The organism is Variovorax paradoxus, assembly GCF_029919115.1.
GTDB lineage: Bacteria > Pseudomonadota > Gammaproteobacteria > Burkholderiales > Burkholderiaceae_C > Variovorax > Variovorax paradoxus_O.
Genome location: NZ_CP123990.1, coordinates 3,622,501 through 3,644,351 on the forward strand (window position 1 = coordinate 3,622,501; position 21,851 = coordinate 3,644,351).

Annotated in this window: 16 protein-coding genes, 2 rRNA genes and 1 pseudogene (1 of these 19 running past the window's edge); 6 read left to right on the plus strand and 13 right to left on the minus strand. The window is 63.0% G+C overall.

What is annotated here, in order from left to right:
* Together QHG62_RS17510 and rrf are read left to right on the plus strand one after the other, a co-directional pair.
* Positions 1 to 2,716: ribosomal RNA gene (locus QHG62_RS17510) — 23S ribosomal RNA — on the plus strand; it begins 158 nt to the left of the window's first position.
* 142 nt (positions 2,717 to 2,858) lie between these two features.
* A 5S ribosomal RNA gene (rrf, locus tag QHG62_RS17515) occupies positions 2,859 to 2,971 on the plus strand.
* A gap of 110 nt (positions 2,972 to 3,081) precedes the next feature.
* On the opposite strand, the gene QHG62_RS17520 is transcribed toward rrf, so the two are convergent.
* The 5 genes and pseudogenes from QHG62_RS17520 to hppD all read right to left on the minus strand — a co-directional run bounded on the left by QHG62_RS17520 (position 3,082) and on the right by hppD (position 8,705).
* Positions 3,082 to 4,011 (minus strand): MBL fold metallo-hydrolase, encoded by a 930-nt coding sequence (locus tag QHG62_RS17520; protein WP_281146817.1) that lies wholly within the window; start codon positions 4,009 to 4,011, stop codon positions 3,082 to 3,084.
* Positions 4,012 to 5,695: pseudogene (locus QHG62_RS17525) on the minus strand (AMP-binding protein).
* Positions 5,696 to 5,852: 157 nt separating this feature from the next.
* Positions 5,853 to 6,737, minus strand: a complete 885-nt coding sequence (gene phhA / locus QHG62_RS17530) for a phenylalanine 4-monooxygenase (protein WP_281146818.1) — start codon at positions 6,735 to 6,737, stop codon at positions 5,853 to 5,855.
* 17 nt (positions 6,738 to 6,754) lie between these two features.
* Positions 6,755 to 7,549, minus strand: coding sequence for a transporter substrate-binding domain-containing protein (locus QHG62_RS17535; protein ID WP_281146819.1), 795 nt, complete (start codon positions 7,547 to 7,549; stop codon positions 6,755 to 6,757).
* A 28-nt stretch (positions 7,550 to 7,577) separates the two neighbouring features.
* On the minus strand, positions 7,578 to 8,705 hold the full coding sequence (gene hppD / locus QHG62_RS17540) for a 4-hydroxyphenylpyruvate dioxygenase (RefSeq protein WP_281146820.1): 1,128 nt from the start codon (positions 8,703 to 8,705) through the stop codon (positions 7,578 to 7,580).
* A 166-nt stretch (positions 8,706 to 8,871) separates the two neighbouring features.
* Between hppD and QHG62_RS17545 the strand changes: the two genes are divergently transcribed.
* The 4 genes from QHG62_RS17545 (at position 8,872) to lnt (ending at position 12,739) form a co-directional block, all read left to right on the plus strand.
* The gene (locus QHG62_RS17545) at positions 8,872 to 9,345 is read left to right on the plus strand and encodes an Lrp/AsnC family transcriptional regulator (RefSeq protein WP_157616096.1); all 474 of its coding nucleotides are present in this window, start codon (positions 8,872 to 8,874) and stop codon (positions 9,343 to 9,345) included.
* A 109-nt stretch (positions 9,346 to 9,454) separates the two neighbouring features.
* Positions 9,455 to 10,183 carry a GNAT family N-acetyltransferase gene (locus tag QHG62_RS17550; RefSeq protein ID WP_281146821.1) on the plus strand — a complete coding sequence of 243 codons (729 nt, stop codon included), beginning with the start codon at positions 9,455 to 9,457 and terminating at the stop codon, positions 10,181 to 10,183.
* 88 nt (positions 10,184 to 10,271) lie between these two features.
* Positions 10,272 to 11,150: an HlyC/CorC family transporter gene (locus QHG62_RS17555; protein ID WP_021012634.1), complete on the plus strand. Its 879-nt coding sequence runs from the start codon at positions 10,272 to 10,274 to the stop codon at positions 11,148 to 11,150.
* Positions 11,150 to 12,739 carry an apolipoprotein N-acyltransferase gene (gene lnt, locus QHG62_RS17560; RefSeq protein WP_281146822.1) on the plus strand — a complete coding sequence of 530 codons (1,590 nt, stop codon included), beginning with the start codon at positions 11,150 to 11,152 and terminating at the stop codon, positions 12,737 to 12,739. Before QHG62_RS17555 ends, lnt begins: the two co-directional genes overlap by 1 nt.
* 14 nt (positions 12,740 to 12,753) lie before the next feature.
* Here the strand turns inward: lnt and QHG62_RS17565 are convergent, their stop codons facing one another.
* From QHG62_RS17565 to QHG62_RS17600, 8 genes are all read right to left on the minus strand, one after another.
* Complete coding sequence (locus QHG62_RS17565; protein WP_281146823.1) at positions 12,754 to 14,127, minus strand: FAD-binding oxidoreductase; 1,374 nt, start codon at positions 14,125 to 14,127, stop codon at positions 12,754 to 12,756.
* Positions 14,128 to 14,137: 10 nt separating this feature from the next.
* The gene (locus QHG62_RS17570) at positions 14,138 to 14,944 is read right to left on the minus strand and encodes an ABC transporter permease (protein ID WP_281146824.1); all 807 of its coding nucleotides are present in this window, start codon (positions 14,942 to 14,944) and stop codon (positions 14,138 to 14,140) included.
* Entirely contained in the window at positions 14,941 to 15,771 is an 831-nt protein-coding gene (locus tag QHG62_RS17575; protein WP_281146825.1) for an ABC transporter ATP-binding protein, read from the minus strand. The genes QHG62_RS17570 and QHG62_RS17575 overlap by 4 nt, the downstream gene beginning before the upstream one ends.
* A gap of 10 nt (positions 15,772 to 15,781) precedes the next feature.
* A complete protein-coding gene (locus QHG62_RS17580) occupies positions 15,782 to 16,768 on the minus strand; it encodes an ABC transporter substrate-binding protein (protein ID WP_281146826.1) in 987 nt (328 codons plus the stop codon).
* Positions 16,769 to 16,844: 76 nt separating this feature from the next.
* Positions 16,845 to 17,708 (minus strand): creatininase family protein, encoded by an 864-nt coding sequence (locus QHG62_RS17585; RefSeq protein ID WP_281146827.1) that lies wholly within the window; start codon positions 17,706 to 17,708, stop codon positions 16,845 to 16,847.
* Between the two features lie 17 nt (positions 17,709 to 17,725).
* Positions 17,726 to 19,000: an amidohydrolase family protein gene (locus QHG62_RS17590; RefSeq protein WP_281146828.1), complete on the minus strand. Its 1,275-nt coding sequence runs from the start codon at positions 18,998 to 19,000 to the stop codon at positions 17,726 to 17,728.
* Complete coding sequence (locus tag QHG62_RS17595; RefSeq protein WP_281146829.1) at positions 18,997 to 19,584, minus strand: NAD(P)H-dependent oxidoreductase; 588 nt, start codon at positions 19,582 to 19,584, stop codon at positions 18,997 to 18,999. The genes QHG62_RS17590 and QHG62_RS17595 overlap by 4 nt, the downstream gene beginning before the upstream one ends.
* A gap of 164 nt (positions 19,585 to 19,748) precedes the next feature.
* Positions 19,749 to 21,851 (minus strand): site-2 protease family protein, encoded by a 2,103-nt coding sequence (locus QHG62_RS17600; protein ID WP_281146830.1) that lies wholly within the window; start codon positions 21,849 to 21,851, stop codon positions 19,749 to 19,751.

Genomic DNA, 21,851 nt, shown 5'->3' on the forward strand with positions numbered 1-21,851 from the left:
AGTCATGCGAGGCGAACCGGGTGAACTGAAACATCTCAGTAGCTCGAGGAAAAGACATCAACCGAGATTCCGAAAGTAGTGGCGAGCGAAATCGGAGAAGCCTGTTAGTGATAGCACAAGACATAACGGAACAGCTTGGAAAGGCTGGCCATAGCGGGTGATAGCCCCGTACGTGAAATGACCTGTGTGGTACTGAGCTAACGACAAGTAGGGCGGGACACGAGAAATCCTGTCTGAATATGGGGGGACCATCCTCCAAGGCTAAATACTCATCATCGACCGATAGTGAACTAGTACCGTGAGGGAAAGGCGAAAAGAACCCCGGGAGGGGAGTGAAATAGATCCTGAAACCGCGTGCTTACAAAAAGTAGGAGCCTCGTAAGGGGTGACTGCGTACCTTTTGTATAATGGGTCAGCGACTTACATTCAGTGGCAAGGTTAACCGAATAGGGAAGCCGTAGAGAAATCGAGTCCGAATAGGGCGATCAGTCGCTGGGTGTAGACCCGAAACCAAGTGATCTATCCATGGCCAGGATGAAGGTGCCGTAACAGGTACTGGAGGTCCGAACCGACTAGTGTTGCAAAACTAGCGGATGAGCTGTGGATAGGGGTGAAAGGCTAAACAAACTTGGAAATAGCTGGTTCTCTCCGAAAACTATTTAGGTAGTGCCTCAAGTATTACCATCGGGGGTAGAGCACTGTTTTGGCTAGGGGGTCATGGCGACTTACCAAACCAAGGCAAACTCCGAATACCGATGAGTACAGCTTGGGAGACAGAGCACCGGGTGCTAACGTCCGGACTCAAGAGGGAAACAACCCAGACCGCCAGCTAAGGTCCCTAAAATTGGCTAAGTGGGAAACGAAGTGGGAAGGCTAAAACAGTCAGGATGTTGGCTTAGAAGCAGCCATCATTTAAAGAAAGCGTAATAGCTCACTGATCGAGTCGTCCTGCGCGGAAGATGTAACGGGGCTAAGCCAGTTACCGAAGCTGCGGATTTGCAATTTATTGCAAGTGGTAGGAGAGCGTTCTGTAAGCCTGTGAAGGTGCGTTGTAAAGCGTGCTGGAGGTATCAGAAGTGCGAATGCTGACATGAGTAGCGTTAAAGGGGGTGAAAAGCCCCCTCGCCGTAAGCGCAAGGTTTTCTACGCAACGTTCATCGGCGTAGAGTGAGTCGGCCCCTAAGGCGAGGCAGAGATGCGTAGCTGATGGGAAACAGGTCAATATTCCTGTACCGATATATAGTGCGATGTGGGGACGGATCTTAATAGGTCATCCAGTTATTGGATTATTCTGGTTTAGTTGGATGTAGGCGTGCATTAGGCAAATCCGGTGCACATATACCGAGGCCAACGATCGAGCGGACTTGTCCGTGAAGTGACTGAACGAGGTTCCAGGAAAAGCCACTAAGCTTCAGCTATATACGACCGTACCGCAAACCGACACTGGTGCGCGAGATGAGTATTCTAAGGCGCTTGAGAGAACTCAGGAGAAGGAACTCGGCAAATTGACACCGTAACTTCGGAAGAAGGTGTGCCCTATTAGTGTGTAGTGAACAACGAAGCATGAATGGGTTGCAAAAAATCGGTGGCTGCGACTGTTTATTAAAAACACAGCACTCTGCAAACACGAAAGTGGACGTATAGGGTGTGACGCCTGCCCGGTGCTGGAAGATTAAATGATGGGGTGCAAGCTCTTGATTGAAGTCCCAGTAAACGGCGGCCGTAACTATAACGGTCCTAAGGTAGCGAAATTCCTTGTCGGGTAAGTTCCGACCTGCACGAATGGCGTAACGATGGCCACACTGTCTCCTCCTGAGACTCAGCGAAGTTGAAATGTTTGTGATGATGCAATCTCCCCGCGGAAAGACGGAAAGACCCCATGAACCTTTACTGTAGCTTTGTATTGGACTTTGAACAGATCTGTGTAGGATAGGTGGGAGGCTTTGAAGCAGGGTCGCTAGATCTTGTGGAGCCAACGTTGAAATACCACCCTGGTGTGTTTGAGGTTCTAACCTAGGTCCATTATCTGGATCGGGGACAGTGCATGGTAGGCAGTTTGACTGGGGCGGTCTCCTCCCAAAGCGTAACGGAGGAGTTCGAAGGTACGCTAGTTACGGTCGGACATCGTGACGATAGTGCAATGGCATAAGCGTGCTTAACTGCGAGACTGACAAGTCGAGCAGATGCGAAAGCAGGACATAGTGATCCGGTGGTTCTGTATGGAAGGGCCATCGCTCAACGGATAAAAGGTACTCTGGGGATAACAGGCTGATACCGCCCAAGAGTTCATATCGACGGCGGTGTTTGGCACCTCGATGTCGGCTCATCTCATCCTGGGGCTGTAGCCGGTCCCAAGGGTATGGCTGTTCGCCATTTAAAGAGGTACGTGAGCTGGGTTTAAAACGTCGTGAGACAGTTTGGTCCCTATCTTCCGTGGGCGCTGCAGATTTGAGGAAGCCTGCTCCTAGTACGAGAGGACCGGAGTGGACACACCTCTGGTGTATCGGTTGTCACGCCAGTGGCATTGCCGAGTAGCTAAGTGTGGAAGAGATAACCGCTGAAAGCATCTAAGCGGGAAACTCGTTTCAAGATGAGATCTGCCGGGGCCTTGAGCCCCCTAAAGAGTCGTTCAAGACCAGGACGTTGATAGGTCAGGTGTGGAAGCGCAGTAATGCGTTAAGCTAACTGATACTAATTGCTCGTGCGGCTTGACCCTATAACTTTGATCAGTCTGATCAAGGTGTTATGCCAAGTTGACGCATTCAAAATACATTCAAGCAGCGCAGTCATTGCGTGCTGATTCCAAACTCTATGAATTCGTTTGATTGATCATGTGATCAATCAGACAACAAGTTATGCCTGATGACCATAGCGACGTGGTACCACTCCTTCCCATCCCGAACAGGACAGTGAAACGCGTCAGCGCCGATGATAGTGCGGGTTCCCGTGTGAAAGTAGGTCATCGTCAGGCTCTTACAGCCAGGAAAAGCCCAACACAGCGTGTTGGGCTTTTTTCTTTTGGATTTTATAAAAGCGCGTCATCTCGCGGGGACGCGCTTTTTTATTGCCAAGTGGCAAGCTTCAAATATTTCGGATGAGCGCCGAATCCGTCTCGGCCGCACCGGCGGCGACCAATTCGGCCAAGATATCTTCGGCCAATTGATCCAGCTCCGTACCTGGGAAGAAGCGCTCGCGGATAACACCGAAATATGACGCGCTCCGAAGCCAGTCGGCCCATTCGTTCAGCGTGATGGACTGCACCTCGAGCAGCTTGAACTTCATCAGCACTTTGATGGCGTGCCGCGCGTGCTTCACCGGATCTCGCTGGAGACCATCGAGTCGGCGCCGTGCGGTAACCAGTGCATTGCGGACATCACTGAAGACGCGTCCGTGCCCAGGGATCACTTGGAGCGGCGCGAGCGTCTCGATGCAATCCAGCGTCGCAGCGATATCTCCGAACGACGGTTCACCTGCGAGCTCGGGAAAGGCCACACCAAAGCCGTTCTCCCACAGGGCATCGGCCGAAATGAGTGTTCGCGAGACGGGTTCGAACAAAATGATCGAATGCGGATCGTGGCCAGGTGCGCTGTGCACCTGCCAAGATCTGTCGCCGAGCACGCATTCCGTCCCTGGTCGCAGCAGGCCGGTGAATCCGAACCGTGGGCACGTCTGCCCTGTCGGCAGAAAGCTCAAACCCCTCTCGTCCCAGCGTTCCACGAGATCCGCTTCCCCTGGCGGAATTTCCGTCGTCACCGCCGGATAGCGCCGCTGCAGCGCCGCATTGCCGCCGCAGTGATCGCTATGCAGATGGGTATTCAATATCCGATCGAGCGGCCGCGTCCCGAGCGTCGATTCGACAAGCGCCAAGGTTTGATCGGCATGCGTGGCATACCCGGTATCGACCAGCGCGGTCTCGTCGGCACCGACAAACAAAATGTTGTTCGATGAAAGCCAGCCGCGCTCGAAGACGACGAGATTCTCCGGCAGCCCAGCCGCGGCGTGCCCGCTCACTCAGACGCTCGCGCTGGTTCGCAGCTCGCGACGCAGGATCTTTCCGACATTCGTTTTCGGCAAGGTTTCCCGGAACTCGATGTGCTTCGGCCGCTTGTAGCCGGTGAGCTGGCTGTTGCAGTATTGGAGCACCGGTCAGCGTGGGATCCCTGCGCACGACGAACACCTTGATCGCCTCCCCCTGCTTCTCGTCCGGCACGCCCACGGCCGCGCATTCGACGACGCCCGGGCACAGGGAAATCACGTTCTCGAGCTCGTTCGGAAAAACGTTGAAGCCGCTGACCAGAATCATGTCCTTCTTGCGGTCGACGATGCGGCTGTAGCCGTCTTCCTGCATGACGGCGATGTCGCCGGTGCGCATGAAACCGTCGGCCGTAAAGGCTGCCGCGGTTTCGGCCGGCTGGTTGTAGTAGCCGGTCATCACGTTCGGGCCCTTGATGCAAAGCTCGCCTGCCGTGCCGACGGGCAGGGAGTTGCCTTCATCGTCCTTGATGGCGATCTCGATACTCGGCAGCGGCAAGCCGATGGTGCCGGTGAACTTCGTATTCGAGACTGGATTGTTCGTGCCGATCGCACAGGTCTCGCTCATGCCCCAGCCTTCGATCATCGGGCAGCCGGTGGCTTCGAACCATCGCTGTGCCGTGCCTTCCGAAGCGGCCATGCCGCCCGCCTGCGACACGAACAGCGTCGAGAAGTCGATCGACTTGAACTGCGGATGCATGAGCAGCGCATTGAACAACGTGTTCACCGCCGGCAGCATGTGGAACGGACGCTTCTTGAGCACCGCGATGAACTTGTCGAAGTCGCGCGGATTGGGAATCAGCGTCATGTGCGAACCCTGACGGATGACCAGCAGGCACAGCGTCAGCGCGAAGATGTGATACAGCGGCAATGCCGCGATGCTGTTGACCTTCGACAAGTCGCCCGCGCGCGAAAGAGCCGGCGTGAACCACGCCTCCGCCTGCAACGTTGCCGCAACGATGTTGCGATGGGTCAGCACTGCGCCCTTCGACAGGCCCGTCGTGCCGCCTGTGTACTGCAGGAATGCAATCGAGTCGAGCGTGCTTTGATCCGGCCCCAACGGCCGGCCGCGCCCTTCGGCAATCGCCTTGGAAAACTCAGTGACCGTGCGGCCGCCGCTCAGCGGCAGCTTGTAGGGCGGGACCATCTTGGCCAGGTGGCGAACCGCGATGGTGATCCATGCGCCATAGAGGCCACCCAGCAGATCGCCCATCGACGTGACGACCACATGCTTGACGGGCGTGCGCTCGATCACCTGCTCCAGCGTGGAGGCGAAGTTCTCAAGGATGACGATGGCCGTGGCGCCGGAGTCCTTGAGCTGATGCTCGAGTTCGCGCGCCGTGTAGAGAGGATTGACATTCACGCAGGTATAGCCGGCCCGCAGCACGCCGCACATCGTGACGGCAAACTGGGGCACGTTGGGCAACATGATGGCCACTCGCGCGCCGGGCTCGAGGCCGAGCGATTGAAGCCAGGCGCCCAGCGCCTTCGAGAGCGTGTCGAGCTCTCCGTACGACATCCAGCGCTCCATGCAGACGGAAAACGGCCGCTCGGCGTAGCGGCCGAAGGCCTCGTCGAACATGTGGGGCAGAGACCGGTACTGCTCTGGGTTGATCTCTTGCGGCACGTCGGCCGGGTAGTTCTGTCGCGCGGATGTTTGCATGCAAGCTCCTTTGCGCGGATTGTGGGAGCCAGATGCGCCCGGCCACTAGCGGGCTTGTCCTAGGGGAGCCGCAAGCAGTGTCGCGCGCGCGATAGCTGCACGGCATGGGCGGGACCTCGGGTGGAGCGTCGTGGCGCCGCTCCCGCAAGGAGCGCTCTCAGGCCTTGCCGGATTCGCCCGGTAGCAGCACCCCGGCCGGAATATCTGCTTCGACTTCCAATGCCCGGTAGAGCGGCGTGAAATCGGGCGCCGTAAGCTCGAAGAGCTGCGCGAAGCTCTCGATCACGAAATAGTTGGCTTGGTACGTGTCGATCTTGTAGCGTGTGCGCATGGTGCGCAGCAAATCCAGCGGCAGCCGGTGCGGCTCGTCGCTGCGCACCGCATGCTGCAGCTCGCCCACCGAACTCAGGATGCCGGCGCCGTATGCGCGCAGGCCGTCCGGCTGGCGGATCAGGCCGAACTCCACCGTGTACCAGTACAGCCTGGCCAGCTTCTCCCCCGCACCCAGCTCGTGGGCCTTGATGCCGCCTTCGCCATAGCGCTGCACGTAGTCCGCAAAGGTCGGGTCGAACAGCATCGGCACATGCCCGAACAGATCGTGGAACACGTCCGGCTCGACGATGTAATTGAACTCCTCCGGCTTGCGGATCCAGTCGGTCACTGGAAACTTGCGGTTCGCAAGCAAGGTAAAGAACGGCAATTCGGGAATCAGCCCCGGCACCGCCACGATCTCCCAGCCGGTAGCCCGATGCAGCCGCTCGTTGATTTCCTCGAAACGCGGAATGTGGTCCTTCACACCCAACGACGGCAGCGCATTGATGAACGCATCGCAGGCAAGGCCGGGCAGTTGCGCGGCCTGCCGTTCGTACAGACGCTTGTACGTGTCATGGTCGGCCGGCGTGTAGCTGGCCCAGTCCTGCGGGCAGGTGTAGTCGGCATGCACCGCGCCGCCGCGCGAGTAGTCGCCTCGCGGCGGGCGATCCGAAGCGCCGTAAACAGCAGGTTTGGCGGCAGCAGCAGTGGCGGCGGCAGGGATGTCCATGGGAAATTGCTCTCGGGTTATTTGAGCCAGCGGTTCATCACGCGCTGGAAGTCGCCGCCGGCTTGCTGCAGGTGCAGCCATTGGTCGACATAGGCCTTGAAAGCCACGTCGTCGCGCGGCAGCATCCACGCCATTTCGCCGTACTGCAATGGCTTCTCTGGGTTGATGGCGCAGAGCCCGGGCTTGAGCTTCTGCTGCGTGATGGCTTCGGCCGACTCGGTCACGAACACATCGGCGCGGTTGGCCAGGATCTCGTCGAAGATCGTCACGTTTTCGCCGTGCAGCGTGAGCTTGGCCTGCTTGAAGTTGGCGCGCGCAAAGCGCTCGTTGCTGCCGCCCGGATTGAAGATGACCCGGGTCGAGGGCTTGTCGATGTCGGCCACGCTCTGGTACTTGGCAACGTCGGCACAGCGCGCAATGGGCGCCTTGCCGTTCACCATGTATGGCGCGCTGAAGAAAGCGCGCTTCTGCCGGTCGGTGGTTACCGAGACACCGCCGACAGCAATGTCGCATTTGCCTGCCGCAAGGTCAGGCAGCAGGTTTGCCCACGTGGTCTTGACCCACTCCGGCTTGGCGCCCAAGCTGGAGCTGAAACCCGCCATCAGGTCGACGTCGATGCCCTCGAACGATCCGTCCGCCTTCTGGAAGCTGAACGGCTTGTAGTCGCCCGGCGTGCAGATGCGCAGCACGGCAGCCTTCTGCACCGCATCCAGATGCGAACCTGCCGTGGGCACGGCAGGGGGCATGGCGCAACCGGAAAGAACGGCGGCCGCCGTGGCAAGGGTCAGGCCGATCGAGAACGTGCTGCGCATGAAGGCTCCTGTGCAATGAAAGAAGCGCTTATTTTGGGGCCGCCAGCACGCCACGACGCATCTGGTCGAGCTCGATGCTCTCGAACAGCGCCTTGAAATTGCCGTTGCCAAAGCCGTCGTCACCCTTGCGCTGGATGAACTCGAAGAAGATCGGGCCGAGCTGGTTCTCGCTGAAGATCTGCAGCAGCAGCGCGTCCTTCTTGCCGTCGATCAGGATCTTGCGCTTCTGCAGTTCGGCCACGCTTTCGCCGTGTCCGGGAATGCGCTTGTCGACCAGCTCGTAGTACGTGTCGATGGTGTCGAGCAAGGTCACGCCCTTGGCACGCAGCGCGTCGACGGTCTCGTACAGGTTGTCCGAGCCCATCGCGATGTGCTGGATGCCTTCGCCGCGGTACATGTCCAGGTACTCCTGGATCTGGCCCGCCTGCTCCTTGCCTTCTTCATTGATCGGGATGCGGATCTTGCCGCAGGGGCTGGTCATGGCCTTGCTCTTTACGCCTGTCACCTGGCCTTCGATGTCGAAGTACTTGATCTCGCGGAAGTTGAAGAGCTTTTCGTAGAAGCCTGCCCACACGTTCATCCGGCCGCGATACACGTTGTGCGTGAGGTGGTCGATGTAGGTAAGGCCGTTGCCCTTGGGCGCCAGCGCGTCCTGCGAGGCCACGCCCGGTAGCGGCTCGAAGTCGACGTCATAAAACCCGATGTTGCCGATGTCGCCCGGCTTTGCACCGTTCTTGCCGGGCCAGCGGTCGACCAGGTAGATCAGGCTGTCGCCGATGCCCTTGATGGCGGGGATGTTCAGCTCGCCAGGCCCCGCCTTGTCGGCAAAACCCCAGGCACCGAGCGAGATGGCACGCTCGTAGGCCTGCTTGGCATCCTGCACGCGGAACGCGATGGCGCAGACGCTCGGGCCGTGTTCGCGCGCAAAGCGCTGCGCGAACGAGTCGGGCTCGGCATTCACGATGAAGTTGATCGTGCCTTGGCGGTACAGCAGCACGTTCTTGTGGCGGTGCTTGGCCACCGCCGTGAAGCCCATGCGCTCGAACACCTGGCCCATGGCCACCGGGTCCGGCGCCGCGTATTCGATGAACTCGAAGCCGTCGGTTCCCATCGGGTTCTCCCAAGGCGTGAAGGCGGGGGCATCGATATGGCTCATAAAGGGGTCTCCGGAGGTGGGTTCGAATGGATAAAGAAACAGAAATATTGCGAAAAAGCGCACCGAAGCGCCCTTTGCTGCAATGTAGGGCGGATGCCGCTCACGTTTTCAGCGTTGTTGGGCGTCACAAATAGCAAAGACGCAGAAAAACTGCAAAAATGGCAACATGGAAGCACTCGACAAGATCGATCGACTCATATTGCGCACGCTGCAAGCAGATGGCCGTGCTACCTACGACCAGATCGCCGAGCAGGTCAGCCTATCTCCCAGCGCGGTGCTCAGGCGCGTCAAGCGGTTGGAAGAAAGCGGCGTCATCGACCGCTACGTTGCGCTCGTTCGTCCGGAAGTCATCGGCCTGGGGCTCACCGCGTATCTCAACGTCCGCCTCGAAAAGCACACCGAAAGCCACAAGCGCAACCCTATGGACCTGTTCCGGGCCAGCGTGCAGACCTGGCCCGAGGTGGTCGAATGTGCGGCGCTGACCGGTGAAATGGATTACCTCTTGCGCGTGGTGGTCGCCGACATGGGCCACTACAGCCGGTTCATCATGGACACCCTGCTGAAGCACCCCAGCGTTGAAGACTGCAAGACCAGCTTCGTGCTCGACCGTGTCAAGGCCACAACGGCTGTACCGGTTTAGCAACGGTCAGTTGCTCGAATAAAACAACCTTTTGGCATTGGTTCACAAATGACAACCGGAAGTACCCATTCGGACTTGTTGATTAAGGGAAAACCCTTATATTTGAACCATGCTCACCGCCAAGACCCTTATTCAAGCGTCTCTCGGCCTCGGTTCTTTCCTGAAGGCTCCGATGGTTGAGACGCAACCGCGCGCGGCCTTCGCGCCCCCACCCGTCATGGTGCCGATCCGCTCGATCGGCCCGCGCGAACGCGATCGCATCGCGCGGCACCTGCTGGCTTTGAGCCCTCACGACCGCTATCTTCGTTTCGGCTACGCCGCGTCCGACGAGCAGGTGCAGCGTTATGTCGACGGGCTCGACTTCGACCGCGACGAACTCTTCGGTATCTACAACCGCCGTCTCGACCTGATTGCCATGGCGCACCTGGCATTCGCGCCGGACGACCAGCACAGCGACTGCGCAGAGTTTGGCGTTTCGGTGGCGGCGCATGCGCGTGGCCGCGGCTACGGCGCCCGCCTGTTCGAGCGTGCCGTGGTGGTCGCGCGCAACGAAGGCGTCGGCATGCTCTTCATCCATGCGCTGAGCGAAAACGCCGCCATGCTGAAGATCGCCCGCAACGCCGGCGCGACCGTGGTGCGCAGCGGTTCCGAATCCGAGGCGCACCTGCAGCTGCCGAGCGCCACCTTCGACAGCCGCATGAGCGAAATCGCACTCGAGCACTATGCCGCGGTCGACTACCACCTCAAGACCCGCGCCAAGCAGTTCTGGGCCTTTCTCGCGAGCCTGCAGGAAGTGCGCAGCGGCATTCGCGACGCCCGCAGCAAGTCGGCCCAATAAGCCTGAAAGAGGCGGGGTAGCGTGCCAGGGGTAGAGCCTGTCACACGCAATCCGGTATCCTTGTGTCTCTTCAACTACGCCTCCCGAAGTGGCCGAACCTCACCCTGAACGCGCACCCGTCGAGCGGGAAGACAAGCGCGGCTTTCTCCAGAAGCTGGCCGAATTCATCCATCCCGGTCCCGACTCGCGCGACGAGCTGATCGAAACCTTGGCCGACGCCGAGGACAACGAGGTGATCGGCGCCGAGTCGCGCGTGATGCTCGAAGGCGTGCTGCGCATGGCCGACATGACGGCCGGCGACGTGATGGTGGCCGCCCCGCGCATGGACCTGGTGAATATCGACGCGCCCTTCGACGCGCTGCTGCACCTGGTCATCGACACCGCGCACTCGCGCTTTCCGGTGTACGAGGGCGAAAAAGAAAACATCATCGGTATCCTGCTCGCGAAAGACCTGCTCAAGCTGCAGCGCGCGCCAGGCCTCAACATCCGTGCGCTGCTGCGTCCGGCCACCTTCGTGCCCGAGAGCAAGGGCCTGAACGATCTGCTGCGCGAGTTCCGCGGCAACCGCAACCATCTGGCCATCGTGATCGACGAGTTCGGCCGGGTGGCCGGTCTCATCACCATCGAGGACGTGCTCGAGCAGATCGTCGGCGAAATCGAAGACGAGTTCGACATTGCCGAAGACGAGGGCGACATCTTCGGCCTGGCCGACCATACCTACCGCGTCTCGGGCGACACGCCCATCGAGCGCGTGGCCGAGGCCTTCGGCATCGTCTTCGACGAAGAACAGCTGAGCGAAGACTTCGACACGATCGGCGGCCTCATCGCACATGAAATGGGCCACGTGCCCAAACGCGGCGAGCACCACGCCATCGGCGGCTTCGACTTCGTGGTGCTGCACACCAAGGGCGGCGCCGTGCGCTGGTTCAAGGTGTCCCCGGCCCGCGGCAGCGACGCAGCCGACTGATGCCGTTGCCCGCAGCGGCCACGCTCCGCACCTCGCGCATCTTTTCCGCCGTGGGCCTGCTGCGCCTCCTCGGCTTTGCTTTCGCGGGGCTCGCGCAGGCCGCCGCCATTGCCTGGCCCGCGAACGGACAGCCGCTGTGGTGGCTGCAACTGATCTCGCTGGCGGTGCTCGTCGGACTGCTGGACCGCCTGCGCGCCGAGGGCGCCGGATGGCGCCGCGCCGGCCTGCACGGCTGGCTTTTCTCCACGGCCTGGCTCACGGGCAGCTTCTGGTGGCTCTTCATCTCGATGCACACCTATGGCGGGCTTCCGGCGCCGCTTGCGGGCATTGCGGTGCTCTCGCTCGCGGCGGCGCTCGGGCTCTACTACGCGGTGGCCTGCGCCTGGTTCGTGGTTCGCGGGCCGCGTGGGCCAGTGGCCGGTGCCTTGGTGTTCGCCGCACTGTGGACCTTGGCCGAGCTCGTGCGCGGCAGCTGGTTCACGGGTTTTCCGTGGGGCGCCGGCGGCTACGCGCACGTCGAGGGACCGCTGGCAGCGTGGGCTCCGTGGATTGGCGTCTACGGCATCGGTGCGGTCGCCGCCATCGCAGCCGCGCTGGTCGCGCTCACACGGCCTGCGCGTACCGTGGCGCTGGCGCAGTCGCTGATTGTGATCGCCGCCGTATTCGCGGCGCCGCACCTGGTCAATCCGTTGCCCGCCGAGGCGCGAGGCGACAAGGGTTCCAGCGGCAAGCTGCAGATCGCGCTGCTCCAGGGCAACATCCCGCAAGACGAAAAATTCATCCCCGGAGGCGGCATCGACCTGGCGCTGCGCTGGTACGGCGAGCAGCTGCGTGATGCCAAGGCTTCGCTCGTGGTCACGCCCGAAACCGCCTTGCCGCTGCTGCCGCAGCAATTGCCCGCCGGTTACCTCGAAGCCATCCAGGCGCGCTACAGCCAGGGCGCGCAGGCCGCCATCGTCGGGCTTCCGATGGGCGGCCAGGGCACCTACAGCAATGCGGTGCTCGGCTTCCAGCCTGGCGCCGCGCAGCCCTACAGCTACAGCAAGCACCATCTCGTTCCCTTCGGCGAGTTCATTCCGCCGGGCTTTCGCTGGTTCATCCGCATGATGAACATCCCGCTCGGCGACTTCGCCCGCGGTGGCCTGGCGCAGGCGCCTTTCGCCTGGCAAGGCCAGCGCATTGCGCCGAACATCTGCTACGAAGACTTGTTCGGCGACGAGATCGGCGCCAACTTCAAGAGCGAGGCCACGGCGCCGACCATCCTGCTCAACGTGAGCAACATCGCGTGGTTCGGCAATTCGGTCGCCATCGACCAGCACCTGGCCATCTCGCGCATGCGCTCGCTCGAATTTGCGCGGCCGATGGTGCGGGCCACCAACACCGGCGCCACCGTGGTGATCGACGCCGAAGGCCGCGTCACGCATCAGCTGCCGCGCCTTAAGCGCGGCGTGCTCGAGGCGCCTGTCGAAGGCCGCAAGGGGCTCACGCCCTATGCGCGCTGGGTGGCGCCGTTCGGGCTCTGGCCGCTGTGGAGTTCGGCGCTGGCTGTCGTGGCCATTGCCTTCGTGCTGCGCCGCCGCAAGGGCTGACGCCGCGATCGTCGTCAGGCCGTTGCCGGCACCCCCTTCACAGGCCAGTCGCGCAGCTTGCCCGGGTTCAGCAGCCCCATCGGATCGAAGCGCTTCTTCACCTCGATAACCTCGGGCGGTAGCGGTCCACCGGCCTTGCCGTCTTCCACAATGTTCACGTGCGGGTTGTTGATGTGCACGTTGTGGGCACGGTGAATGTCGATGATTTCCGCGAGTCTTTCTTCGGTGCTGAAGCGCACCAGCTGAAGCCCGCTGCAAGTCATGAGTCCCGCCACGTTGCGGATGAACTCGATGTGCATCATCACCTCGCCGCCGAGCAGCTTCTCCATCTCGATGATCTGCTCGACGTGCCGACCGGGCACGAAGCCGCTCTGCAGATAGGTCAGCGTCGGGTCGACCTTCAGCGCGTGCAGCGTCGTGTGGTTCCAGGTGAATTCCATCAGCGTGCGGTTGCTCTTCTGCACTTCGGCCGCCGTCTTGCGGTAGCTCACGGTGCCGCCGTGCGCTTCGGCCAGCATGAGCATCGCCGGTTCGCAATACTCGGCCACCAGCGACAGCACCGTGTGGCAGCCCTTGGGAAGGTGCGCCGCGAGCTGCGCCAGGTGATCGGAAATGGGAGCGGCAAAAAAAGCGATCTCCCGCTTCACGATGCCGGGCGCATTCGCGAGCTTGTCGGCGAAGTGCAGTGCGTCTTCAAACTGGTCGAAGGTCACCAGCGTTTCGAGCCAGGGATGCGACGGCGCGAGCGCCACTTCGATTTCGAGCACCAGCCCGTTGGTGCCCCACAGGTGGTGCATGCGCATGGCCTCGGCACCGCGCAGTTCGACCATCTGCGGCTCGGCCTCGATGGTCATCGCACGAATGCCGAGCACATTGCCGGGCGCGCCGAGCGGTCCGTAGTTGATCGAGCCCACGCCGCCGAAGCCGCCGCCGAACAGCCCTCCCAGCGTGGCGCTGCGGTAAGTGGAAGGCACGCAGCGCATCTCCTGGCCCGAAGGTTTCGTCTGCTTCTCGAGTTCGCCCAGGCGAATGCCGGCTTGCGCGCGCGCCACGCCGGGCTTCACCCAAAGAAAGGCGTTGTAGCCCGTCATGTCGAGCACCACGCCGCCTGCGAGCGGCGTGGTCTGCCCGTAGTTGCCGGTGCCGCTGCCGCGGAGGGTGATCGGCACGCCGCGGCGGGCGCAGGCGCCGACCACTGCGCGAATCTCGTCCTCGGTGCGCGGGCGCACGACCACATCGGCGCGTTTGTCTTTCAACTGGCGGTTCAGCACCGGGCTGAACCACGAGAAGTCTTGCGACAGCCGCGTCACGCGGCTTTCGTCGGTGATCCAGTCGAGCTCGGGAAGTTCGAGCAGCAGTTGCTCTACGGCGGAAATGGATGCGTTCATGGTCGAGATTTCAATCCTGGGAAAGTTCGCTCGCGTGCCACGAGCCCAGCGCCAGCTTGGTGAGCCAGGCCATCAGCACGAAGAGCGCAACGCCGGTCAGCGAAATGAGCAGCAGGGCCGCGAACATGCGCGGAATGTTCAGCTGAAAGCCGGCCTGCAAAATTTGATACGCCAGCCCCGCGCCCGAGCCGCCCGTGCCGGCCACGAACTCGGCCACCACGGCGCCGATGAGGGCCAGCCCGCTCGAGATGCGCAGCCCGCCGAAAAAGTAAGGCAGCGCGCTCGGAATGCGCAGCCGCACCAGCTGCTGCCAGCGTGTCGCGCGGTTGAGCTTGAAATAGCTCTGCAGGTCGGGGTCGATGCTGCGCAAACCGAGCGTGGTATTGCTGATGATCGGGAACAGCGCCACCAGCGCGGCGCACACCGTCATCGCCGCCACCGGGTTCTTTACCCAGATGATGATGAGCGGCGCCACCGCGACGATGGGTGTGACCTGCAGCAGCACCGCATACGGAAAGAGCGCGGTCTCGATGCGCTTGCTCTGCACGAAGAGAAACGAGATCAGCACGCCCGCCACCGTGGCCAGCGCGAACGACAGCAGCGTGATCTTGAGCGTGACCAGCAGCGCATTGCCGAGCGGCGCCCAGTCGGTGACGAGCGTCTGCACCATCAGGATGGGCGAGGGCACCAGGTACGGCGGCAGCTCCATCGCCACCACCATCCATTGCCACAGCGCCACCAGCACCACGCCGATGAGCACCGGGTAGAGCACACGCTGTACGCGTGGTTGATTCAGAAGGGGCGTGCTCTTCTTCATTGCGCATGCTCCTCGTCGCCTTGGCTCGCACGCAGCAGGCTGTCCTGCAGGCGCTTGGCATGGCGCGCGAATTCCGGAGTCACCATGAAGTCGGGCGTGCGCGGATAGGGCTCGTCGATGTGAAACTGCTCCACCACCCGGCCCGGCCGGGCAGCCATCATCACCACGCGGGTCGAGAGAAACACCGCCTCGTGGATCGAGTGCGTCACGAAGATCACCGTGAGCTTCTTCTTGCGCCACAGGTCGAGCAGGTCGGCGTCGAGCTTGTGGCGGGTGATCTCGTCGAGCGCGCCGAAGGGCTCGTCCATCAGCAGCAGGTCGGGCTGCGTCACGAGTCCGCGTGCAATCGACACGCGCATCTGCATGCCGCCCGAAAGCGCGCGCGGCAGCGCATCGGCAAACTTCTCCAGGCCCACAAGCGCAAGCGATTCCATCACGCGCGCGTCGGCCTCCTTGCGCGGCACGCCGGTCAGGTCGAGCGGCAGCCGCACGTTGGTGCGAACACTGGCCCACGGCATCAAGGTGGCCGACTGGAACACGAACGACAGCTTGTGCGGGCAGCTGTGGATCTCCGCCACCGGCTTGCGCCACACGAGCAGGCGCCCGTCGCTCGGCTCGAGCATGCCCGCCACCATTTTCAGCAGCGTGCTCTTGCCGCAGCCCGAGGGCCCCAGCAGCGTGACGAACTCGCCTTCGGCGATGGACAGGTCCACCGGCAGCAGCGCCTGCGTGCCGTTGGGGTAAGTCTTCTCTGCCGAGAGCACTTCCACCGCGGGCACGGCAGGCACGCCGGGCGGCGCAAGGGTGTGGGGTTCGATGCGGTTCATGGCGCAAGAATCAAGGCAGTACCTTGGCGTCCTTCACGAACTCGGTGGTGTACGTCTTTGCAAGTTCCACCTTGGCCGGGTCGAGCAGCTTGGCACTCACCAGAAAGTCGTAGCTCGCCTTGGAACGTGCATCGGTGATCACGCCGATGCCGAGCTTGGCTGCGTCGCCGCCGGTGATCATGCCCATCTCCTTGAGCTTGGCCACGCTGTAGGCCAGCTGGTCGTCGGTCATGTTGGGGTTGTCTTTCTTGATCAGCGCATTGGCGGGCGCAGGGTCGGCGAGATAGCTCTTCCAGCCTTCGGCCGAAGCCTTCACGAAGGCCTCGACCTGCTTGCTGCGGTCCTTCACGGTCTTTTCCATGCACGACACGGTGGTGGCATACGCCGGAAAGCCGTGGTCGCTGAACATCAGCACCGTGCTCTTCGCGCCGGCTTTCTGGATGGCGTAGGGCTCGGAGGTCAGGTAGCCCTGCTGCGCCGTGTTCTTGTCGGCCACAAAGGGCTGGATGTTGAAGGTGTAGGGCCGCGTCTGTTCATCGGTAAGGCCGAACTTCGCCTTCAGCCAGGGCCAGTAGCCTCGGTTGGCCTGCGCGCCGATCAAGAGCGTCTTGCCCTTGAGGTCTTCGAACTTCTTGACGTCGTCGTGCGCAATCAGCACCTGCGGGTCTTTCTGGAAGAAGGCCGCCACATTGACCACCGGCACGCCGCCTTCGCGCACCTGCATCATCTGGATGTCGCTCGAACCCATGATGCAGTCGGCCTGGCCGGCGGCCATTATCTGGGTGATGTTGACCTGCGGCCCGCCCATCTTGATGGTCACGTCGAGCCCGTGTTTCTTGTAGATGCCCTGTGCCACCGCCTGGTAGAAGCCGCCGTGCTCGGCTTGCGCATACCAGTTGGTCATGTAGGTGAACTTGTCTTGCGCCTGGGCCGGTGCGGCGGCGGCGAGCAGGGCGAGCGCGGCGGCGCCGGCCATGGAAAGAGCGAAAGAACGCATGGTGGGAACCTCTCGAGGCTGGTGGAAGAACAGTTGAAGAAGAAGGAAGCCGATGGGCCGATGCAAGTAGCGCGCCTCAGGCGGGCTCGAACGACTGCTGGATGAAGCCCTGCTGGTGGCCGCGCTCCCAAGTTGCCTCTTCGCGGACAACCCAGCGCAGCGCATGCAGTTCCGTCAGCGCCTGCACCCAGCTGTCGGAGAGCGTGTCCAGGATCTCCATGCCCTGTTCGCGCGTGGCGCTGGTCGGGTCGCCGATCACGCCGCTGGGGCCGAAGTCGCGCGCGGTCCACGCGCAGGCTGGGCGGCCGTCGGCAGACAGCAGCTTGATCGGGAACGGCGGCGGAAAATTGGCGGCCGCGCGCTCCATGTGCACCGTGTCGGGCGCCAGCGCCAACATCAGCGCGGTCTCTGAATGGCCGGCATGCATCGAGAGGCGCTTTTCCTGCTCGCTGGTCTGCTTGCTCGATGCGTTCGGCAGGCGCGACACGCCATGCGGCACCACCACGAAGTCGCCATGGCGAAGGCGCAGCTCACGCGCCGCCATTTCCAGCACCTGGGGCTGGCCGCCGTGGCCATTGGCAAACAGCAGCTTGCGAAAGCCTGCGCGGTAAACCGATTCGCCGATCTCTGTCACCGTCGACAAAAGCGTGGTGCCGGTCAGCGTCATGGTGCCCGGAAAGTGAAGGTGCTCTTCCGACTTGCCATAGGTGATGGTCGGCAGCGCGAAGGCGCGCACATCGGCCGGCAGCTTCTCGAGTGCCTTGCCCATCACGCCCGAGGCGATCACGCTGTCGACCGAGCAGGGCAGGTGCGGGCCGTGCTGTTCGATGGCACCGCAGGGCAGCACGATGACCGTGTTCTCGCGGTCGGGCAGTGCGGCAATTTCCGTCCAGCTCAGGTAGGGCAAAAAGCGATGGGGCGGTATGTAGCCGTGGAGCATGGGAGGTCCTTGGTTCTTTAGCGGGGATAGAAAGGCGTCGCGTCGCCGTGCGTGACGCGGCCTTCGCGCAGCACCACGCGCGTCGCGCTGCGCGAGGGCCAGCCGTGCGGGTCGGCCTGTGTGAACAGCACCAGGTCGGCCTCGGCGCCGACCAGCGTTGGCGTTGCCGCAGCGGGCTCGCGCTGCAGCCAGTCGCCGCGGCACAGCGCCTGCGACCAGTTGTCGAAGGGTTCGTCCAGCTGCGCCACCAGCGCGGCGGTGCCCAGCGCCTCGACGGGGTCGAAGCTGCCGAGCCGGCAGAACGGGTCTTGCACGTTGTCGCTCGCAAACAGCAGCGGAATGCCGCGCTCGCGCGCTTCCTTCACCAGCGTGATGCCGCGCATGCGCGGCGTGCGGCCCGTGACGGCGTCTTGCAGCAGCAGGTTGGTGGCGGGCAGCGACACCACCGTGATCGGCGAGCGCGCCACTGCGTCGAGCGTGGCAAGCGCCTGGGCCTCGGGCTGGGCGGCCAATGCGCAGATATGGCCGCAGACCACGCGCCCTTCGAAGCCGATCTCGCGCAGGATGCGGGCAGTGGTCTGCAAGCCCACTGCTGCGGCGTTCAGTTCCTCATCGACGTGCAGGTCGACGTCCAGGTCGCAGGCTTGCGCAGACACAAGCAGGTTGCGCAGCGCCTTCTCGCTCCAGTTGGTGGAATGCACGAAGCCGCCCAGCAGCGCCTGCGGCCCGGTGGCCTTGACCTGCCGCGCAAGACGCATGGCCTGCTCGGCATCTTCGAACAGCGGCAGCTTGATGAGGCTGACCTGCTCGAGCCGCACCTTGCCTGCCCATTCCTGCGCCAGTTCGGCCATCACCGGCCAGGCGATCGGCACTGCGTCGGGTTCCCACCAGTCGACGTGCGTGCGCACATGCGTGGTACCGCACTCCCAGGCCCATTGCAGGCCGCGCGAGGCGCGCTCGCGCACGTCGCTGGCGCTCCAGTGCACGCGGTCGTTCAGCATCGCGTCGATGGCGCCGAGCAGCCCCGGCTGCACCTGTTTCATGCGCGGCAGCGTGAACGCCTTGTCGAGGTGCGTGTGCGCATCGACAAAACCCGGGAGCACCAGCGTGCCGGCGAGATCCCAGCCCCGCGGGGAAGGCGCGGTGCCGTCGGACGCGGGCCGCACCGACAGCACACGCCCAGCTTCGATTTCAATTCGCGCCAGCACCGGCACGCCGTCACGCTGCGGCCAGTCGGCGGGCAGCAGCCAGCGCGGCAGGCGCGCGTTGTCGAGAAAAGCGGGCGCCATCATGCGAAGCGCGCCATTGCGGTGCCCACCCGCGCCATGAAGCGTTTGAGCTGGGGCTCGGTCGCCACGTTCATGTGATAGTGGGCGTGGTAGTCCACCTTGGCGCGCCGGCCGGTGAGCCGCAGCATGTAGCGCGTGACGATCTTGCGCGGCGGGTCGCCCATGTACCAGGCCATCCAGCGCGGGCGGCCATAGGTGACCACGGCGCTGATGCGCTTGATGTGCGTGAGCATCGGCTTCACGTTGGCCGGGTCGCTGATGTCGAAGGCCACGCCGGGCATGAAGAGCCGGTCGAAGTAGCCCTTCAGCATTGCGGGCAGGCCGAAGCACCACGTCGGAAAGCAGAAGACGATGCCCTCGGCCCACTGCAGCCGCTCGACATAGGGCTTGAGCGGCAGCTGGTTGGCCGGCACCTCGTGGTAGCCCAGCCGCTCCTCGCGCGAAAGCACCGGGTTGAAGCCCTCGGCGTACAGGTCGCAGTCGTCCACCTCGTGCCCGGCTGCGCGCAGGTTCTTCAGCACCTCCTGGTGCAGGGCCGCATGGAAGCTGGTTTCGACCGGGTGGCAGTAGACGACGAGCACGCGCATGGTGTTTGACCGCTTAATCAGAGCAACTGGTCAGGTTATGCAAGCGGCGTGCCAATCCGAATGCACCGGAGTGGGGAGCAGTTCGAGCTACCAGGCGTGCGCTGCAGCCGCCATTGGGGCAGGGCGCAGACGAAAGCCGGCTGCCGCTGGCAGCTTTCTGGGGGCTAGAAACCGGCCTCGCGCCATGCCACCGAAGCGGCATAGCGCAGGAAGCGCATCGCTGGCACCTCCCATTGCCCCGCAATCGCGACGCGGCCACGCCATGAGGGTGTGGTTGCCGGCAGGGGCTCGTCCGCGCCGAGCACCACGCGATAGACGGCGTGCTCCGGATACAGGGTGCCGTTCTTTTCGCGCACCAGCACGTCACCACCGAACAGCGACGCCAGCTCGTGTTCGCCGAGCGTGCGGCTCGCATCGCGGTCAATGCTGGCCACGCTCAGCCGCAGCGCCGGACCGGCCATTCCGTCGGCGATGAACAGTGCCCGGTCGCCCAATGCAATGCGGCGCACAGCCTCCTCGTCCACGTAAGCCACCACATGCCATTTTCCGGGAGCGACCAGCGCGCCCAGGTATTCGTGGTTCTTGAGCCATTCCCCGGGGCGCAGGTCTGGATCGACGTCGACCATCACCCCGGCGTGGAGTGCGGCGGGGCGGTAGCGCTGCAGGTCGGTGCCGACGGCCGCCTGCTCCGCATTGGCAAAGGCCAACTGATCGTTCAGCACCAGCCAGTCCTTGCGGCTGGCGGCATCCAGGCCCGACGCGGCCGACTGCCACGCCAGCAGATGCTGGCGCGTACCGGCCTCGTCGGCCCGCAGGTCAAGCTCGGGAGAGGAGAGGCGCAGCAACGGCTGCCCGGGTTGCACCGCCTGCCCGTTTGGCGCCGGCAGTGCGTCGAGCCTGGCGTAGGCGGGCGCATAGAGCGCCTGGCGCGTTTGCGGCTGCAGCAGGCCTGATGTGCTCACACGATCCGGCCATGGCAGAAAGAGGGAGAAAACCAGCAACGCCGCCAGCAGCGCGCTGCGGCGGGCACGCCGGCTCCGGCGCACTTGCGGGCTGCGGGCGCGCCACGCCTGCACTTCGCGCCACACGGGCAGCGCGACGAACCAGCCCATCTCCACGGCGAACAGGACAATGCCGACCGCCTTGATGAAGAAGTGATAGACCAGCGCCGCGATGCCAAGGAACAGTACGAGCCGGTAGATCCAGACTGCCCAGGCGAACACGATCAAGCCCGCATGAAGCCGGCGCGGAAAAGCTTCGGGCACCGGCTCGCCGAACGCGAACAGGCGCTCGCGCAAGTCCCAGCGCGCCAATGCGAAAGCCCGGCCGTGCAGGTTGGGCAGGCCGAGAAAGTCCGACAGCATGTAGTAGCCATCGAAGCGCATGAACGGGCTGGCATTGATGACCAGCGTCGTAATCCAGGTGGTGGTCGAGAGGAGAAAAGCCACCTGCCGAGGGCCTCCCTCCGGCAGCCAAGTCCAGGCCAGCGTCGCCCAGACGGCAATGCACAGTTCGGTCACGATGCCGGCGCTGGCAACCTCCAGGCGCTGGCCGCGGTTTGCCAGCTTCCACACTTCGTTGGTGTCGGTGTAGGCCACGGGCCACATCACCAGAAATGCCAGGCCCATGGTCGGCACGCGGCAGCCGTAGCGCTTGGCCGTGAGTGCGTGGCCCATCTCATGGCAGGTCTTGGCAAACACAATGGCACAGCCATACAGCAATGCGCCGTTCCAGCTAAGCGTGTCCATGAGCGTTGCCGAGAAGTGATCCCACTCGCGGTAGACGCCTGTCAGCCCGAGCACGCCGGCGCCAACGGTCAGCGACCGGAACGTGGCACTGAACAGGAACGCCAGTCTCGGCTGCAGCCACGTCAGCCAAGCGTCCGGGCGCAGCAGGGGAATGCGAAAGAACAGGTAGTTGTGCAGCAGCCACTGGTGCCAGTTGCCCCGCTGCCTGTTGCGCATTGCGGCCATTGCAGCGGCGGTGCCGTCACCCGGCTGCAGCAGATGCTGGTCGCGCAAAAAAGCCAGCAGCCCGTCGAGCGCATCCCCGTCGAGCTGCAAGGCCGTGTTCCCATTGATCTCGGCGAGCACGGCCCGCGGGTCGCGCAGGTTCCAGCGGCTGAGCATTTCGAAGCTTGGCCAATCGAGCTGGAAGTACAGGTTGCGCGCGGGGTCGTGCAGCGTCCAACTGGGCTGGCCGTCGGCCAACCGCGGGCCGGCAACGATGGCCAACTCCTGGCGCAGGCTGGGAAGGCTCGGCGGCAT